The sequence below is a fragment of the Pseudonocardia sp. Ae331_Ps2 genome (genome assembly GCF_001932405.1).
In the GTDB taxonomy this organism is placed as follows: Bacteria; Actinomycetota; Actinomycetes; order Mycobacteriales; family Pseudonocardiaceae; genus Pseudonocardia.
The window spans coordinates 3,898,902-3,913,111 of sequence record NZ_MCIM01000001.1 but is presented as its reverse complement, the minus strand read 5'-3'; the positions used below and the strand labels follow the sequence as shown (position 1 = coordinate 3,913,111).

16 protein-coding genes are annotated in these 14,210 nt (G+C 74.1%); 10 read left to right on the top strand and 6 right to left on the bottom strand.

Annotated elements, in window-relative coordinates:
- The first annotated feature begins 161 nt into the window (after positions 1–161).
- The 4 genes from Ae331Ps2_RS18790 to Ae331Ps2_RS18775 are packed head-to-tail and all read left to right on the top strand — an operon-like array spanning position 162 to position 4,150.
- Positions 162–1,058, top strand: a complete 897-nt coding sequence (locus tag Ae331Ps2_RS18790) for a MetQ/NlpA family ABC transporter substrate-binding protein (RefSeq protein ID WP_020625323.1) — start codon at positions 162–164, stop codon at positions 1,056–1,058.
- Positions 1,058–2,125, top strand: coding sequence for a methionine ABC transporter ATP-binding protein (locus Ae331Ps2_RS18785; protein WP_075307436.1), 1,068 nt, complete (start codon positions 1,058–1,060; stop codon positions 2,123–2,125). Before Ae331Ps2_RS18790 ends, Ae331Ps2_RS18785 begins: the two co-directional genes overlap by 1 nt.
- A complete protein-coding gene (locus Ae331Ps2_RS18780) occupies positions 2,122–2,784 on the top strand; it encodes a methionine ABC transporter permease (RefSeq protein WP_075307438.1) in 663 nt (220 codons plus the stop codon). Before Ae331Ps2_RS18785 ends, Ae331Ps2_RS18780 begins: the two co-directional genes overlap by 4 nt.
- 22 nt (positions 2,785–2,806) lie before the next feature.
- A complete protein-coding gene (locus Ae331Ps2_RS18775) occupies positions 2,807–4,150 on the top strand; it encodes an NtaA/DmoA family FMN-dependent monooxygenase (RefSeq protein ID WP_075307440.1) in 1,344 nt (447 codons plus the stop codon).
- 96 nt (positions 4,151–4,246) lie between these two features.
- Here the strand turns inward: Ae331Ps2_RS18775 and Ae331Ps2_RS18770 are convergent, their stop codons facing one another.
- Complete coding sequence (locus Ae331Ps2_RS18770; protein ID WP_158071510.1) at positions 4,247–4,645, bottom strand: DUF3040 domain-containing protein; 399 nt, start codon at positions 4,643–4,645, stop codon at positions 4,247–4,249.
- Between the two features lie 141 nt (positions 4,646–4,786).
- On the opposite strand from Ae331Ps2_RS18770, the gene mgtE reads away from it, so the two are divergent.
- Positions 4,787–6,112, top strand: coding sequence for a magnesium transporter (mgtE, locus tag Ae331Ps2_RS18765; RefSeq protein ID WP_075307442.1), 1,326 nt, complete (start codon positions 4,787–4,789; stop codon positions 6,110–6,112).
- On the opposite strand, the gene Ae331Ps2_RS18760 is transcribed toward mgtE, so the two are convergent.
- Complete coding sequence (locus Ae331Ps2_RS18760) at positions 6,076–7,287, bottom strand: TerC family protein (RefSeq protein ID WP_075307444.1); 1,212 nt, start codon at positions 7,285–7,287, stop codon at positions 6,076–6,078. The two genes, mgtE and Ae331Ps2_RS18760, sit on opposite strands and share 37 nt — an antisense overlap.
- A 280-nt stretch (positions 7,288–7,567) precedes the next feature.
- Entirely contained in the window at positions 7,568–8,701 is a 1,134-nt protein-coding gene (locus tag Ae331Ps2_RS32605) for an SDR family oxidoreductase (RefSeq protein WP_075329765.1), read from the bottom strand.
- Between the two features lie 199 nt (positions 8,702–8,900).
- Here Ae331Ps2_RS32605 and Ae331Ps2_RS18750 point away from each other — a divergent pair, with 199 nt between their 5' ends.
- Positions 8,901–9,083 (top strand): DUF1508 domain-containing protein, encoded by a 183-nt coding sequence (locus Ae331Ps2_RS18750; protein ID WP_075307450.1) that lies wholly within the window; start codon positions 8,901–8,903, stop codon positions 9,081–9,083.
- Positions 9,084–9,311: 228 nt separating this feature from the next.
- Positions 9,312–10,130 carry a SigB/SigF/SigG family RNA polymerase sigma factor gene (locus Ae331Ps2_RS18745; protein WP_020622521.1) on the top strand — a complete coding sequence of 273 codons (819 nt, stop codon included), beginning with the start codon at positions 9,312–9,314 and terminating at the stop codon, positions 10,128–10,130.
- 46 nt (positions 10,131–10,176) lie between these two features.
- Here the strand turns inward: Ae331Ps2_RS18745 and Ae331Ps2_RS18740 are convergent, their stop codons facing one another.
- Positions 10,177–10,974, bottom strand: a complete 798-nt coding sequence (locus Ae331Ps2_RS18740; RefSeq protein ID WP_075312080.1) for an SDR family oxidoreductase — start codon at positions 10,972–10,974, stop codon at positions 10,177–10,179.
- A 264-nt stretch (positions 10,975–11,238) separates the two neighbouring features.
- Between Ae331Ps2_RS18740 and Ae331Ps2_RS18735 the strand changes: the two genes are divergently transcribed.
- Positions 11,239–11,598 (top strand): TraR/DksA C4-type zinc finger protein, encoded by a 360-nt coding sequence (locus Ae331Ps2_RS18735; protein ID WP_020622523.1) that lies wholly within the window; start codon positions 11,239–11,241, stop codon positions 11,596–11,598.
- A 70-nt stretch (positions 11,599–11,668) separates the two neighbouring features.
- Here Ae331Ps2_RS18735 and Ae331Ps2_RS18730 read toward each other — a convergent pair whose 3' ends face one another.
- The gene (locus tag Ae331Ps2_RS18730) at positions 11,669–12,247 is read right to left on the bottom strand and encodes a type 1 glutamine amidotransferase domain-containing protein (protein WP_020622524.1); all 579 of its coding nucleotides are present in this window, start codon (positions 12,245–12,247) and stop codon (positions 11,669–11,671) included.
- A gap of 153 nt (positions 12,248–12,400) precedes the next feature.
- On the opposite strand from Ae331Ps2_RS18730, the gene Ae331Ps2_RS18725 reads away from it, so the two are divergent.
- Both Ae331Ps2_RS18725 and Ae331Ps2_RS18720 read left to right on the top strand, forming a co-directional pair.
- Positions 12,401–12,919 (top strand): helix-turn-helix domain-containing protein, encoded by a 519-nt coding sequence (locus Ae331Ps2_RS18725; RefSeq protein WP_075329764.1) that lies wholly within the window; start codon positions 12,401–12,403, stop codon positions 12,917–12,919.
- Positions 12,916–13,440 carry a PaaI family thioesterase gene (locus tag Ae331Ps2_RS18720; protein ID WP_075307454.1) on the top strand — a complete coding sequence of 175 codons (525 nt, stop codon included), beginning with the start codon at positions 12,916–12,918 and terminating at the stop codon, positions 13,438–13,440. The genes Ae331Ps2_RS18725 and Ae331Ps2_RS18720 overlap by 4 nt, the downstream gene beginning before the upstream one ends.
- A gap of 97 nt (positions 13,441–13,537) precedes the next feature.
- Here Ae331Ps2_RS18720 and Ae331Ps2_RS18715 read toward each other — a convergent pair whose 3' ends face one another.
- Positions 13,538–14,098: a hypothetical protein gene (locus Ae331Ps2_RS18715; RefSeq protein WP_139318771.1), complete on the bottom strand. Its 561-nt coding sequence runs from the start codon at positions 14,096–14,098 to the stop codon at positions 13,538–13,540.
- Positions 14,099–14,210 lie beyond the last annotated feature (112 nt).

The following is a 14,210-nucleotide window of genomic DNA, read 5'->3' as shown; positions in this document are numbered from 1 at the left end:
CCGGTGGCCCGGTCTCCCCGGTCACGCCCCCGGAGCACCTGCTCCCGCCCGGCGTCACCCCCGCGGGGCGCCGTACCCGGTGCCCGGCACATCCCCCGCTGCACCGCCGCACCGGCACCCGGACGCGACCCGTCCCGGGGCCGGAGCCGAGAGGAAGTCCGATGCGCCTGCCACGCGCACTGTCCCTGCTGGTCCCCGTCGCCGTGCTCGCCGTGCTGGCGGCCGGCTGCTCCGCCCCCGGTGAGTCCTCGTCCGGTGGTGGTGAGAGCGGGTCGCGGACCGTCCGGATCGGCGTCTCCGACGGCGCCGAGCCCTACTGGAAGGTCTTCACCGACAAGGCCGCCGCCCAGGGGATCACCGTCGAGCTGACCAACTTCACCGACTACAACCAGCCGAACCCGGCTCTGGCCCAGGGCCAGCTGGACCTCAACCAGTTCCAGCACCTGCAGTACCTGGCGAACTACAACGTCCAGAACAACGACACGCTGGTACCGGTCGGTGCGACCGCGGTGTACCCGCTGCCGCTGTACTCCACGAAGCACACCGACCTGGCGCAGATCCCGCAGGGCGGGCAGGTCGTCATCCCGAACGACGCGGTGAACCAGGCCCGGGCGCTGACCGTCCTGCAGTCCGCCGGTCTGCTCAGGCTGACCGACGGGGGCACCACCACCTCCACCCCCGCCGACATCGACCGCGCCGCCTCGAAGGTCACCGTCACCCCGGTCGACGCGGCCCAGACCGCGGCGAACCTGGCGAGCGCCGACGCCGCGATCGTCAACAACAACTACGCGCAGTCGGCCAACCTGACCCAGGACCAGGTCCTCTACCAGGAGGACCCGGACTCGGAGAAGGCCAAGCCCTACATCAACCTGTTCGTCGCCCGGGCCGACCAGGCCGACGACCCGGTGTACGCGACGCTGGTCCGGATCTACCACGACCCGGAGGTCCTCGCCGCCGCCCGCCGCGACCTCGGCGACGGCGGTGTGTTCCGCGACAACTCCGCGGAGGACCTTCGCCAGACCCTGGCCGGCATCGAGCAGCAGCTGCGGGCACGCTGATGGCGGAGCCGGTGATCTCGTTCTCGGGCGCGACCCGCACGTTCCCGGCCCGCCGCGGCCCGGGGGTCACCGCCGTCGACGACGTGGACCTCGACATCGCCGAGGGCGGGATCACCGGCGTGATCGGCTGGTCGGGGGCGGGAAAGTCCACGCTCGTCCGGATGATCAACGCACTGGAGCTGCCGACGTCGGGCACCGTCACGGTGCGCGGGCGGGTCACCTCCGAGCTGTCCGAACGGGGCCTGCGCGAGCTGCGCGGCGAGGTCGGGATGATCTTCCAGCAGTTCGCGCTGATGAACTCGCGCACGGTCGCCGGCAACGTCGGCTACCCGCTCGCCGTCGCCGGCCGCTCGCGGGAGGAGCGCCGGGCCCGCGTCGCGGAGCTGCTGGAGTTCGTCGGGCTCGCCGAGCTGGCCGGGCGCTACCCGGCGCGGCTGTCCGGTGGACAGAAGCAGCGGGTCGGCATCGCCAGGGCGCTCGCCACGTCGCCGTCGATCCTGCTCGCCGACGAGGCGACGAGCGCGCTGGACCCGGAGACGACCCGGGAGGTGCTGGCCCTGCTGCGCCGGGTCAACCGCGAGCTGGGCACCACGGTCGTCGTGATCACCCACGAGATGGAGGTCGTCGCCGACGTGTGCGACCGGGTCGTGGTCATGGAGGAGGGCAGGGTCATCGAGGACGGCGAGGTGTACGACGTGTTCGCCGCGCCGTCGCACCCGGCGACGCGCCGCTTCGTGCACGGCGTCCTGCAGGACGTGCCGTCGCCGGAGACGCTCGCCCGGCTGCGCGAGCGCCACCCCGGCCGGCTGGTGACCGTCGGCGTCGGCGGGCCCGGCTCGGCCGCCGCCGACGCCCAGGACGCGATCGCGCGGGTCCCGGCCGCGCACGGGGTCCGCGCGACCGTGGTGCACGGCGGCATCCGCGAGCTGTCCGGTCGCCCCGTCGGCAGCCTCACCCTGGCCCTGACCGGCGACGACGACGCCGTCGACGCCTGTGTCGACGAGCTCTCGCGCATCACCCGGGTCACCCCGGACGCCGTCACCACCCAGGACGAGGAGTCCGCATGAAGGCCGACTGGGAGACCCTGAGCCCGGTGCTGTGGCTGTCGGTGCTCCAGACCGCCTACATGGTGTTCTGGACGATGCTGCTGGCCGGGCTGCTCGGGCTGCTGCTCGGCGGCGCCCTGCACACCACCCGTCCCGGCGGCCTGTACGCGCACCGCGCCGTGTTCGGCGTGCTGAACGTGCTGGTCAACATCGTGCGGCCGATCCCGTTCATCATCTTCATCACCGCCGTGGGCCCGCTGACCCTGCTCGTGATGGGCACGACGATCGGCACCCGCTCGGTGCTGTTCCCCATGGTCGCGATGGCGACGTTCTTCATCGGCCGCATCGTCGAGCAGAACCTGGTGTCGGTGGACCCGGCCGTCGTCGAGGCGGCGCGGGCGATGGGCGCGAGCCGGTTCCGGATCGTGTGGAGCGTGCTCGTGCCCGAGGCGCTGGCACCGCTGGTGCTCGGCTACACGTTCGTGTTCGTCGCGGTCGTCGACATGTCGGCGATGGCCGGTTACGTCGGCGGCGGCGGGCTGGGCGACTTCGCGATCACCTACGGCTACCAGCAGTTCGACTGGCCGGTGACGCTGCTGACGGTGGCGATCATCGTGGTCGTCGTGCAGTGCGCGCAGCTGCTCGGGAACACCCTGGCCCGGAGGGTGTTGCACCGGTAGGAGCCACGTCGGGAGGACACGCATGCCACGCAAGCAGATCCACCTCGCCGCCCACTTCCCGGGCGTCAACAACACCACGGTCTGGAGCGACCCGGCGTCCGGCAGCCACATCGAGTTCGAGTCGTTCGCGCACTTCGCGCGGACGGCCGAACGGGCGAGGTTCGACTTCCTGTTCCTCGCCGAGGGCCTGCGCCTGCGCGAGCACCGCGGCGAGATCTACGACCTCGACGTGATGGGCCGCCCGGACACCTTCACGATCCTGAACGCCCTGGCGGCGGTCACCGACCGGCTCGGCCTCGCCGGCACGATCAACTCCACCTTCACCGAGCCCTACGACGTCGCCCGCCAGTTCGCGTCGCTGGACCACCTGTCCGGCGGCCGGGCCGCCTGGAACGTGGTGACCTCGTGGGACGCGTTCACCGGTGAGAACTTCCGCCGCGGCGGCTTCCTGCCGAAGGAGAAGCGCTACTCCCGGGCGAAGGAGCAGCTGGCCGCGACCGCCGCGATCTGGGACTCGCGCACCGGCGCAGGCGACCGCGGCGAGTTCGCGTACACCTCCGACCAGTTCGACGTGCACGGCCGGTTCTCGCTGCCGCGCAGCCCGCAGGGCCGCCCGGTGATCCTGCAGGCCGGGGATTCCGAGGAGGGGCGCGAGTTCGCCGCCGCGTCGGCCGACGCGATCTTCTCCCGGCACGCCGAGCCCGAGGCCGGACGGGCGTTCCTCGCCGACGTGAAGGGCCGCCTCGCCCGCTACGGCCGGGCCTGGGACGACCTCAAGATCCTGCCCGCCGCGACGTACGTGCTGGGTGACACCGACGCCGAGGCCGCCGAGCGCGCCGAGGTGATCCGCTCCCAGCAGGTCAGCCCGCAGACCGCGATCGTGTTCGCCGAGCAGCTGTGGAACACCGACCTGTCCGACCGCGACCCGGACGGCCCGCTGCCCGAGTTCGACCCGGTCGAGGGCGAGCTGGTGTCGAAGGGGCGCGCCAGCGTGCGCCAGTACCGGGACCCGAAGGCCGTCGCCGACCAGTGGCGCGCCCTCGCCGCGGAGAAGGGCCTCTCGCTGCGGGAGACGGTGATCGAGGTGACCGGGCGGCACACCTTCGTCGGGAGCCCCCGAACGGTCGCCGACGCGATCGACGACGCCGTGCAGTCCGACGCCGCGGACGGCTACGTGCTCGTCCCGCACGTCACCCCGGGCGGGCTCGACGAGTTCGCCGACACGGTCGTGCCGCTGCTGCAGGAGCGCGGGTCGTTCCGCACCGACTACACCGGGACGACGCTGCGCGAGCACCTCGGGCTCCCGGCCGTCCGCTCGACGACCGACCCGACCGAGGCGGCGACGGCGGCTCCGACCGCGGGCTGACGGTGCCGCCGACGGTGCCGTCGTGCTCGACGGCGGCTCCGGCAGTCGACGCGGCCGACGGCGCCGGATCCGATCGGGCCGCGGCGGGCCCGGCGCTCAGGGGCGCTCGTCGTCGCGGCCCTCGGCCTGCTCCCGGGCGACGTTCTCCCGGTGCGCCCGGACCGCGATCCAGGCCATCACCACCGGGATGCCGAGCAGCAGCCCGAACGACAGCAGCCCGGCGATCCAGTCGCCCGGCACGAGGACCAGCACGATCACGGTGATCGCGACGGCCTGCAGGATCCGGTCGGCACGGCCGCCCGCGGCACGCGATGGCCGGTGCGGTGCGGTCAGCTCGGTGTCGAGCCGCGGGTCGGAACGGCGCAGCTCCTGCTCGAGGGCGGAGAGGCGGAGCTCCTCGTCGCGGTCCAGGGGTCGCGCAGACGGGTGCGGATCGGGATCGCCGGTCCCACCGCCGGGCGACGACGGCGGCAGGGGCGGGGGTGTGACGGACATCGTGACCTCCTCGGTGCCACCGACCGGGTTCCCGCTCCCGGCCACAGCCATCCGGGATGTGCTGAAGATGTCACCGATCCTACCGAAACGGACATACTCCCGCCGCTGCACGCGGCAGGCCCCGGCGGCAGGATCGGCCGCATGGAACGCTGGACCGATCTCGTCGAACGCCACGACCCCGCCGGAGTCCTCGACCGGCTCGACGGACGGCCCGCCCACGAGATCGCCGACGCGCTGGCCCGGATGCAACCGGTCGACGCGGGATGGGTGTTCCGGCTGCTCGACAAGGACCGCGCGCTCGACGTGTTCGAGGAGCTCGACCCGGTCGACCAGCAGGAGCTGCTGGCCGGGCTGCGCGACGACGCGGTGACCGCCCTGGTCGAGGACATGGATCCCGACGACCGCGCACGGATGCTCGGCGAGGCCCCGGCGAAGGTCGCGACCCGGGTGCTCGCCGGGCTCTCGGCCTCGGAGCGGGAGATGACCGCGGCGCTGCTGGGCTACCCCGACGGCTCGGTCGGGCGGGTGATGACCCCGGAGACCGTCGCCGTACCGCTGCACAGCAGCGTGACCGAGGCGCTGGCCGTCGTGCGGCGCAAGGGCGCCCGGGCCGAGACCGTCTACACCCTCGCCGTCACCGACGCCGGGCGCCGGGTGATCGGCACCGTCTCGCTGCGCGACCTGGTGCTGGCCCGCCCGGACGACGCCGTCGCCGACCTCGTCGACGACGGCGCCCCACGGGTGCGGGCCACCGACACCGCCGAGGACGCCGCACGGCTGATGGGTGAGGCGAACCTGCTCGACCTGCTGGTCGTCGACTCCGAGGACCGGCTGCTGGGCCTGCTCACCATCGACGACGCCGTCGAGATCCTGGAGCGCGCCGATACCGAGGACACCGCCCGCCAGTCCGGTGCGGCCCCGTGGTCGGGCCACTACATGTACGTGCGGGTCACGAAGCTGGCGCGCACCCGCGCGGTGTGGCTGGCGGTGCTGCTGCTCGCCGCGGTGCTCACGGTCAACGTGCTCCAGATCTTCGAGGACGCCCTGGAGCAGGTCACCGCACTGGCCCTGTTCATCCCGCTGCTCGTGGGCACCGGCGGCAACGCCGGTGCCCAGTCCGCGTCGGCGGCGGTCCGGGCGATCGCCGTCGGGGAGGTGCGGCTGGCCGACCTGCCCGCCGTCGTCTGGCGGGAGCTGCGGGTCGGGCTGCTGCTGGGCACCCTGCTCGGCGCGCTCGGCCTGCTCGTCGCGTCGCTGCTGGTCGGGGTCCAGGTCGCCGTCGTGGTGGCGGTGACCCTGGTGGCGATCTGCGGCTGGGCGGCGACGGTCGGAGCGACGATGCCGCTGCTGGCCCGCCGGGTCGGGATCGACCCGGCGGTGGTGTCCGCTCCCCTGGTCACGACCCTCGTCGACGCGACCGGGCTGCTGATCTACTTCTCGGTCGCCCGGCTGGTGCTGGGGCTCTGACCCGCGCGCACGGTGTCGTCGCCGTGCCCGGTGGCGTCGCCGTGCCCGGTGGCGTCGCCGTGCCCGGTGGCGTCGCCGTGCCCGGTGGCGTCGCCGTGGCCGGTGGCGTCGCCGTGACCGGCGGCCCCGCCGTCGTCGGAGCCGGTGCCCCCGGAGCCGGTGCCGGCAGCACCGGAGGGGGCGTCACCGGCCGCGGCGGCGCGGCGGCGCGAGACCACCAGGCTCGCGACGGCGGCGACGGCGATCGTCCCGGTGATGACCAGCAGCGACAGCCAGATCGGCACCTCGGGCACCGGCACCGGCTGCCCGCCGTTGATGAACGGCACGTTGTTCTCGTGCAGCGCGTGCAGGGTGAGCTTGACGCCGATGAACGCGAGGATCACCGAGAGGCCGTGCGCCAGGTAGATCAGGCGCTCCAGCAGGCCGCCGATCAGGAAGTACAGCTGGCGCAGGCCGAGCAGGGCGAAGGCGTTCGCGGTGAACACCAGGAACGGCTCCTGGGTGAGGCCGAAGATCGCCGGGATCGAGTCGAACGCGAACAGCAGGTCGGTCAGCCCGATCGCGACGATGACCAGCGCCATCGGGGTGAGGAGCCGCTTGCCGTCGATGCGGGTGACGAGCTTCGCGCCGTCGTACTCGGTGGAGGTGGGCAGCACCCTGCGGACCAGGCGGATGAGCCTCGAGTCACCGGCGTCGGCCTGCTCGTGGTCGTCGGAGGACAGCGCCTCGCGGATCTGGGACCAGGCGAGCCAGAACAGGATGATCGCGAACAGGTAGAACACCGCGACGAACTGCTCGATGATCACCGCACCGACCGCGATGAACGCACCGCGCATGACGATCGCTATCGCGATGCCGATCAGCAGCACCTTCTGCTGGTGCACCTTCGGCACCGCGAAGCTGGTCATGATCAGCAGGAAGACGAACAGGTTGTCGACCGAGAGGGCCTTCTCGGTCAGCCAGCCGGCCATGTACTCGCCGCCGTACTGCCAGCCCGAGAAGACACCGACACCGACACCGAACAGCAGGGCGATCGCGATGTAGCCGGCCGACCAGATCGCCGACTCGCGCAGCGTGGGCTCGTGCGGGTCACGGGCGTGCCCGACGAAGTCGAACACGAGCATGCCGATGACGACGGCGACCGTCGCCAGCCACACCCAGAGGGGAACGTTCATTGCGGGATCCTCCAGCGCAGATAGGGGCGCTGAAGGTCTCCTCCGCCCGCCGCGGTGACCGCGATGGACCGGCGCCACCGGGACCAGCTCGTCCTGGTTCCGTATTGACGGCGACGCCGTGTTCGGGAGTACTCCCCTTCGACCGGGCAAACGCTAGGGCATGGCTCTGGGTTCCGACAACGGGGGGTACGCGAGCCTCATCACATCTGTCCGTTTCCGCCGTCGAACGCGCGGTCCCCGCCGACGGCCCGGAACCGGCCCCGGAGCCGGCCCGGGGCTCTCAGCCCGCGGCGAGCCGGACGGTCGCGACCTCGCGGGCCGGCTGCACCGGACGGGGGGCGGCGGGCAGCCTGCGGACGGCGGCGCGGGCCGTCGCGGAGGTGGCCGCCCGCGCGGCGGTCGGGCGGGCCGGGAGGGCCCCGGACCCTGCCACGGCCGGACGGGTCACGACGGGCAGCGGCCCGGTGCCCGACACCCGCGGCGCCGGGACGGTCGCGGCGGCGACGTGCGCGGGCCGCACCGGCTCCTCGGGCAGGACCGGCGGCACCGGCGTCGCCGGGCCCACCGCCACGGCGGGCAGCGGCCGGGACGGAGCGGGCTCGTCGCGGAACGGCGTCGGGACCGGCGACGGCCGGGTGTGCCCGCTCCCCCGCTCCAGCCGCTCACAGCGCTCCCGGCCCCGGCCCGCGACCCGTGCGGCCAGCCGCAGCGCGGTGCGCGGCGCCTCCAGGTAGCCGACCAGCGCCCGGTACACCCAGCCCGGCGCGGACAGCGTGCGGCCGCGGGCCAGGTCGTCGAGCGAGCGGCGCACGACGTCGCAGGGGTCGAGCCACAGCGGGCCCTGCGGGTCGTCGTCGGTCCGGATCCGGCCCGCGGCGACCGCGGTCACGGTCACCCCGGTGCCGTGCAGCGACGCCGCGACGGTGTCGCTGAACGCCAGCACCCAGGACTTCGACGCGCCGTAGGCGTTGCCCCCCCCCGAGGGCAGGTACCCGGCGACGCTCGCGATGTTGAGGACCCCTCCGTGGCCGCGGGCGGTCATCGCCGGGACCGCCGCGCGGGTGAGGCGCATCAGGGCCGTCACGTTGAGGTCGATCTCGCCGGCGAGCACCTCGACCGGCGCCTCGGCGAACACCGCGTCGGTCTCGACGCCCGCGTTGTTGACCAGCACGTCGACCGGCAGGTCCCGGTCGGTGATCCGGCGCTCGACGGCCGCCAGCCCCGCCGGGTCGGTGAGGTCGGCGGGCAGCGTCTCCACGATCGCGCCGGTGGCCCGGCCGACGGACTCGGCGACCTCGGCGAGGCGGGCGGCGTCGCGCGCCACGAGGACGACGGAGTACCCGCGCTCGGCGAGCTCGCGGGCGTAGACGGCGCCGAGCCCTCGGCTCGCTCCGGTCACCAGTGCAGTCGGCATGTCCGGGACGCTAGGACCCGGACGCTGTGGTGCCCCTGAGAAGGTCACGGCCCGCTGAGAGCCCGCTGAGACCCCTCCGGGACCACCGGGACCGGTGACCCCGGGCCCGCCGCGTCGTTCCACATCGCAACGCCATCTGGACTAACGTGCGCCCCCATCCGCAGCAACCGCGGGTACCGGTCGAGACGAGGAGGTCCCTGTGGCAGGCAAGTTCGAGGTGTACGAGGACCGGGGCGGAAAGTTCCGGTTCCGGCTCAAGGCGAGCAACGGACAGGTCGTCGCGGTCGGCGAGGCCTACGAGACGAAGGCGGCGGCGCACAAGGGCTGCGAGGCGGTGCAGCGCGCCGCGGACGGCGCCACCGTCGCCGAGGTCGACGCCTGACCGACCACCGACTCCCCGGAGACGACCGCACCCCTCGTCGGACGCGCCGCGCCCGACGAGGGGTGCGGTCCCCGCGTTGCCCCGCAGCGGCTCCGACGGGTTGTGGGGGCCGCGGCCCGGGGTTACGGTGATCGTCCGGCTCCGATACGTACCGTGTCCAGGGAGCCGATCCGAGATCCGTTCAACACGCAGCGGACCCCGCACTGCCATCGGCGATTGCGAGGGACCATGCACAGTCCCACACTTCCCACCCGGCCCGCGGAGCGCACCCGCGACGGCCGCCACGGCTACGACGACCTCATCCCCGACCTGCACCAGCTGGCGGCCACCCCGGACGGTGCACCCGGCCGGGCGGCGTTGCGCGACCACGTCATCACCGAGTTCCGTCCCCTGGTGCGCAACCTGTCCCGGCGCTTCGCCGCTCCCGGCCGGGGCGCCGAGGACATCGAGCAGGCCGGCATGCTCGGCCTGGTCAAGGCGGTCGACCGGTACGACCCGGGGTCGGCGACCGGGGGCCCGCTGGGCTACCTGGTGCCGAGCATCCGCGGCGAGATGAAGCGTCACCTGCGCGACCACTCGTGGTCGGTGCGGGTACCGCGCGACCTCAAGGAGTTGGCCGTCGCGGTCGGCCGGATCGCCGACGAGATGGGCCAGCGCCTCGGGCGCCCGCCGCGGCCGTCGGAGATCGCCGAGCAGGCCGGCGTGTCGGTCGACGAGGTCGTCGACGCGCTCGGCGCGCTGGAGTCGCACCACGCCAGGTCCCTCGACGCCCCCGTCGGCGACGGCGACGGCCCCGGTCAGACCCTGCCGCTCGTCGAGCGGTTGGGCGGAGAGGACCCGGCGCTGGACCTGGCGGCCCACGGCCCGGGCATGCGGGCGGCGCTGGCCGAGCTGCCCGAGCGCGAGCGCCGCATCCTGGTGCTGCGCTTCTACGGCGACCGGACCCAGTCCCAGATCGCCGCCGACCTGGGCATCTCCCAGATGCACGTGTCCCGGCTGCTGTCCCGCACGCTGTCGCGGCTGCGCGAGCGGCTCACCGGCGACTGACCCGTGCGGGCCTCCCCGGCGGGGGCCTCCCCGCGACCTCCCGGTGTCAGCCGGGCAGGGTCTCACCACCGACCGGGGCGAGCACCTCCCCGGTGTAGTACGAGGACAGCCGCGGCGCGGCGAAGAACACGAAGGACGGGGCGATCTCGTCCGGGGACGCGGGCCGCCCCATCGGGGTCTGCTCCCCGAAGCCCTCGACCTTCTCCTCCGGCATGGTCGCCGGGATCAGCGGGGTCCACACCGGGCCGGGTGCGACGCAGTTGACCCGGATGCCGCGCGGGGTCAGCGACTGGGCGAGCGAGGACGTCAGCGACTGCACCGCGCCCTTGGTGGCGGAGTAGTCGATGAGGCTCTTGTTGCCGCGCAACCCGTTGATCGACCCGGTGTTGACGATCGCGCCGCCGTCGGGCAGGTGCGCGAGGGCCGCCTTGGTCACGCGGAAGTAGCTGTGGATGTTCACCTCGAAGGTGCGCAGCCAGGCATCGTCGTCGATGTCGGTGAGATCGTCGACGGGGTCCTGGGTGGCGATGTTGTTGACCACGGTGTCCAGGCGGCCGAGCTCGTCGACGGTGCGGCGCACGACCTCGGCGCAGTGCCCGGCGTCGCCGAGGTCACCGGGCAGGGTCAGGCAGCGGCGGCCCTCGTCGCGAACGAGCCGCGCGGTGTGCTCGGCGTCGGTGTCCTCGTCGAGATGGGCCAGGGCGACGTCGGCGCCCTCCTTGGCGAAGGCGACGCAGACGGCGCGCCCGATGCCGGAGTCGCCGCCGGTGACCAGTGCGACGGTGCCGGCGAGCAGGTCACGGCCCCGGTAGCCGCGCATCTCGTCGCGGGGCTCGGGGGTCATCGCCGCGGTGTCACCGGGCGGGGTCTGCTGCTGAGCGGGCGGGCTGTCGGGCACGGGGGCTCCTCACGGTCGTCCCGCGTCGGTGCGACGGCGGGCGGGAGACCGACGGGCACGACCGAGGGGGTCGACGGCCGCGCCCGACGACCGGACCGCGGCTACCCGTGGCTCCGGCAGCGAAACGGTGCGCGTGTGCCGGACGGCGGGCGGGGTAGTCCGGTCCGCGTGCGGCCGGCACGGTCGCCACGACAAGGAGAGGAGACCCCGATGGACGCGCAGCGGGCACGGTCCCTGCTGACCGAGGAGCTGGACCGGCTGGAGGGCGGTACGGTCGCGACCGAGCGGCCGGCCCCGGGCCAGGACCGCGTCGGCGACGGTCTCGACTTCGGCGACGAGGGCGCTCGGGCCTACGAGACGATGGCCCACGACCTGGACGAGAACACCCGCCGCGCCCGCACACGGCGGGTGCGCGCGGCGCTGACCCGCCTCGACAAGGGCGAGTACGGCCGCTGCGACGTGTGCGGCGGACGGATCGACGACGAGCGGCTCGAGGTGCGCCCCGACACCGACCGCTGTCGCGAGCACCCCGAGGACGACGCGCAGATGCCCGGCCCGGTCGAGGGCTGACCCGGACCGACGCCGACGGGGCCGGCCCTCCCACCTGGGAGGACGGCCCCGTCCGTCGTACGTGGGGAGCTCAGGCGGTCGCACCCTCCGGGTGCACCGGGTGCCTGCCCTCGGCGAACTCCTCGACCAGCTTCGCGCAGAACGCGTCGAGGTCGTCGGGGTTGCGGCTGGTGACCAGCCCCTCGTCGGTCACGACCTGCTCGTCGACGACGGTCGCGCCGGCATTGCGCAGGTCGGTCCGGATGCTCGGGAACGAGGTGAGGGTGCGGCCCTTCACGACGTCGGCCTCGACCAGCGTCCACGGCCCGTGGCAGATCGCGCCGACCGGCTTGCCCGCCGTGAAGAACGCCTTCACGAACGCCACCGCGGTGGCGTCGGCCCGGAGGTTGTCCGGGTTCACGGTGCCGCCGGGCAGCACCAGGGCGTCGTAGTCGTCGGCGGACACGTCCGCGACGGCACGGTCGACGTCAAGCTTTTCGTCCGGGTTGATGTCGGCCGACATCGACTGGATCGGGTCCGTGGACAGCGAGACCACCTCGACCCGCGCGCCGGCCTTGCGCAGCTCGTCGCGGGGCTGGACCAGCTCGACCTTCTCGACGCCGTCCGTGGCCAGGATCGCGACGGTCCGGCCCTGCAGTTCGTTCGCCACCGTGGGTTCCTCCTCGGTCTCGTGCTCGTGCGGTGTCCCGTCCCGCCTTCCCGCTGTGGGCGCGGTCAATCGCGCACGAGGGACCGGCATCTGTCGCCGTCCTCCCCGCCGGGCTAAGCTGCCTGGGTAGCTCAGCGATACCCAGGGGGCGGGATGGACGCACGGACGGCGGCGGCGTCCCAGGTGTGCTCGGTGGCCCGCACCGCGGCGCTGCTGGCCGACCCCTGGACGGTGCTGCTGGTGCGCGACCTCGGCCGCGGGATCACCCGCTTCGACCAGCTGGCGCGCGGCCTGGGTGTCGCGCGCACCGTGCAGAGCCGGCGCCTGTCCGAGCTGGTCGACGACGGCGTCGTCGAACGGGTGGACTACCGCGAACCCGGGGCGCGGACCCGTGCCGAGTACCGCCTGACCCGGCGCGGCCGCGATCTGGGCGTCGTCCTGGCCGCACTCATGGACTTCGGTGACCGGCACCTCGCCGGCGACGCCGGACCTCCCGTGGTCCGCGTGCACACCGGCTGCGGCGCCCCGGTGCGCCTGGTGAGCGTGTGCGGTGCCGGACACCGTCTGGGCCGTACCGACGAGGTCCACCTCGAACCGGGGCCCGGAGCCCCCGACACCGACACCGACACCGACACCGACACCGACACCGACACCGACCAGGAGCCACGATGACCTCCGCAGCAGGGCCCGCCACCGGGCCGGCCGCCACGCGCCGCCGCGAGCACGAGTGGACCGACCCGATGGCGCTCGCCGCCGCCGCGTCCGGTCTGGACGGACTGGAGTACCTGCGCCGGATCGTCGACGGCCGTCTCCCCGGCGCGCCCGTCGCGAGTCTCGTCGGCTTCCGCGCCGTCTCCGCCGAGCACGGGCGCGTCGCGTTCGCCTTCGAACCCGGCGAGCACCAGTACAACCCGATCGGCTCGGTGCACGGCGGGGTGTACGCCACGCTGCTCGACTCCGCCTGCGGGTGCGCGGTGCACTCCACGCTCCCCGCCGGGACCGGCTACACCAGCCTGGACCTGTCGGTGCGCTTCCTGCGCCGGATCACCGTCGACACCGGCACCGTGACGTGCACCGGCCACGTCGTGCAGGCCGGGCGCCGCACCGCGCTGGCCCGGGCCGAGCTGACCGACGCCCGGGGGAGGCTGCTGGGCGAGGCCACGTCGAGCTGCCTGATCCTGCCCGGGGACTGAGCTGCCCCCGCCCGCGGGACTGAGCTGCCCCCGCCCGGGGGGCCGAGCTGACCCTGCCCGGGGGCCGGGCTGATCGTGCCCGGGGGGCGAGCCCGGCTCAGCGCGGGACGATCGGGCCCTGGGTCGGCGCGACGCCGGAGCGTTCGGCGCGCTGCGCGGCCTCGACGCAGGTCGCGGCGCGGACCGCGCCCGCCGCGTCCGGGCCGGTGGCGTAGCGCGCGGGCCCGGGGAGCTCGGGGGTGAGGGCGCGCGCGTCGTCGGTGACGGCGGCGAAGCCCTGGCGCCCCCACACCCACACGGCGCGGTCCCCGGCGCCGCGCACCGTGCCGGTGATCGGCGCCGAGACGAACGTGAGGTCCCCGTCGGTCGCGGTGAACCGGGCCGCGCCGGGCACCGCACCGGCCGGGAGCGCACCGGAGAGGGCGTCGAGGAGGGTCCCCTGCGCGGGGGTGCACGAGCGCAGCGCGGCGGCCGGGTCGTCGACGGCGAGCCGGGCGAACTCGGTGGCCGGGTCGATCTCGCGGGACGCGCGCGCCTCCCCCGGTGCGACGAGCGTCCCGACACCGACGACGACGGCGGCCAGCACGCCGGCGCCCACCAGCAGGACGCCCGCGCACCAGGCGACGGTCCGCAGGACCATCGGCCGCGATCCGCTCATGACCACAATCTATCCGCGCACCGGGACATCGGCCCCGCGAAACATGATCGGTTACCGAGCGGTGACACCGGCCGGGTCGTTCACCGCCCCGATCGGGTCGGCGCAGTTCCCT

Bases quoted from the DNA above. Each gene is read 5' to 3' on its own strand.
- Ae331Ps2_RS18770 (WP_158071510.1), bottom strand. From the start codon at position 4,645: ATGTCCGTCACACCCCCGCCCCTGCCGCCGTCGTCGCCCGGCGGTGGG.
- Ae331Ps2_RS18745 (WP_020622521.1), top strand. From the start codon at position 9,312: ATGCACAGTCCCACACTTCCCACCCGGCCCGCGGAGCGCACCCGCGAC.
- Ae331Ps2_RS18740 (WP_075312080.1), bottom strand. From the start codon at position 10,974: ATGACCCCCGAGCCCCGCGACGAGATGCGCGGCTACCGGGGCCGTGAC.
- Ae331Ps2_RS18760 (WP_075307444.1), bottom strand. From the start codon at position 7,287: ATGAACGTTCCCCTCTGGGTGTGGCTGGCGACGGTCGCCGTCGTCATC.
- Ae331Ps2_RS18735 (WP_020622523.1), top strand. From the start codon at position 11,239: ATGGACGCGCAGCGGGCACGGTCCCTGCTGACCGAGGAGCTGGACCGG.
- Ae331Ps2_RS18715 (WP_139318771.1), bottom strand. From the start codon at position 14,098: ATGAGCGGATCGCGGCCGATGGTCCTGCGGACCGTCGCCTGGTGCGCG.
- Ae331Ps2_RS18720 (WP_075307454.1), top strand. From the start codon at position 12,916: ATGACCTCCGCAGCAGGGCCCGCCACCGGGCCGGCCGCCACGCGCCGC.
- Ae331Ps2_RS18725 (WP_075329764.1), top strand. From the start codon at position 12,401: ATGGACGCACGGACGGCGGCGGCGTCCCAGGTGTGCTCGGTGGCCCGC.
- Ae331Ps2_RS32605 (WP_075329765.1), bottom strand. From the start codon at position 8,701: ATGCCGACTGCACTGGTGACCGGAGCGAGCCGAGGGCTCGGCGCCGTC.
- Ae331Ps2_RS18790 (WP_020625323.1), top strand. From the start codon at position 162: ATGCGCCTGCCACGCGCACTGTCCCTGCTGGTCCCCGTCGCCGTGCTC.
- Ae331Ps2_RS18785 (WP_075307436.1), top strand. From the start codon at position 1,058: ATGGCGGAGCCGGTGATCTCGTTCTCGGGCGCGACCCGCACGTTCCCG.
- Ae331Ps2_RS18775 (WP_075307440.1), top strand. From the start codon at position 2,807: ATGCCACGCAAGCAGATCCACCTCGCCGCCCACTTCCCGGGCGTCAAC.
- mgtE (WP_075307442.1), top strand. From the start codon at position 4,787: ATGGAACGCTGGACCGATCTCGTCGAACGCCACGACCCCGCCGGAGTC.
- Ae331Ps2_RS18780 (WP_075307438.1), top strand. From the start codon at position 2,122: ATGAAGGCCGACTGGGAGACCCTGAGCCCGGTGCTGTGGCTGTCGGTG.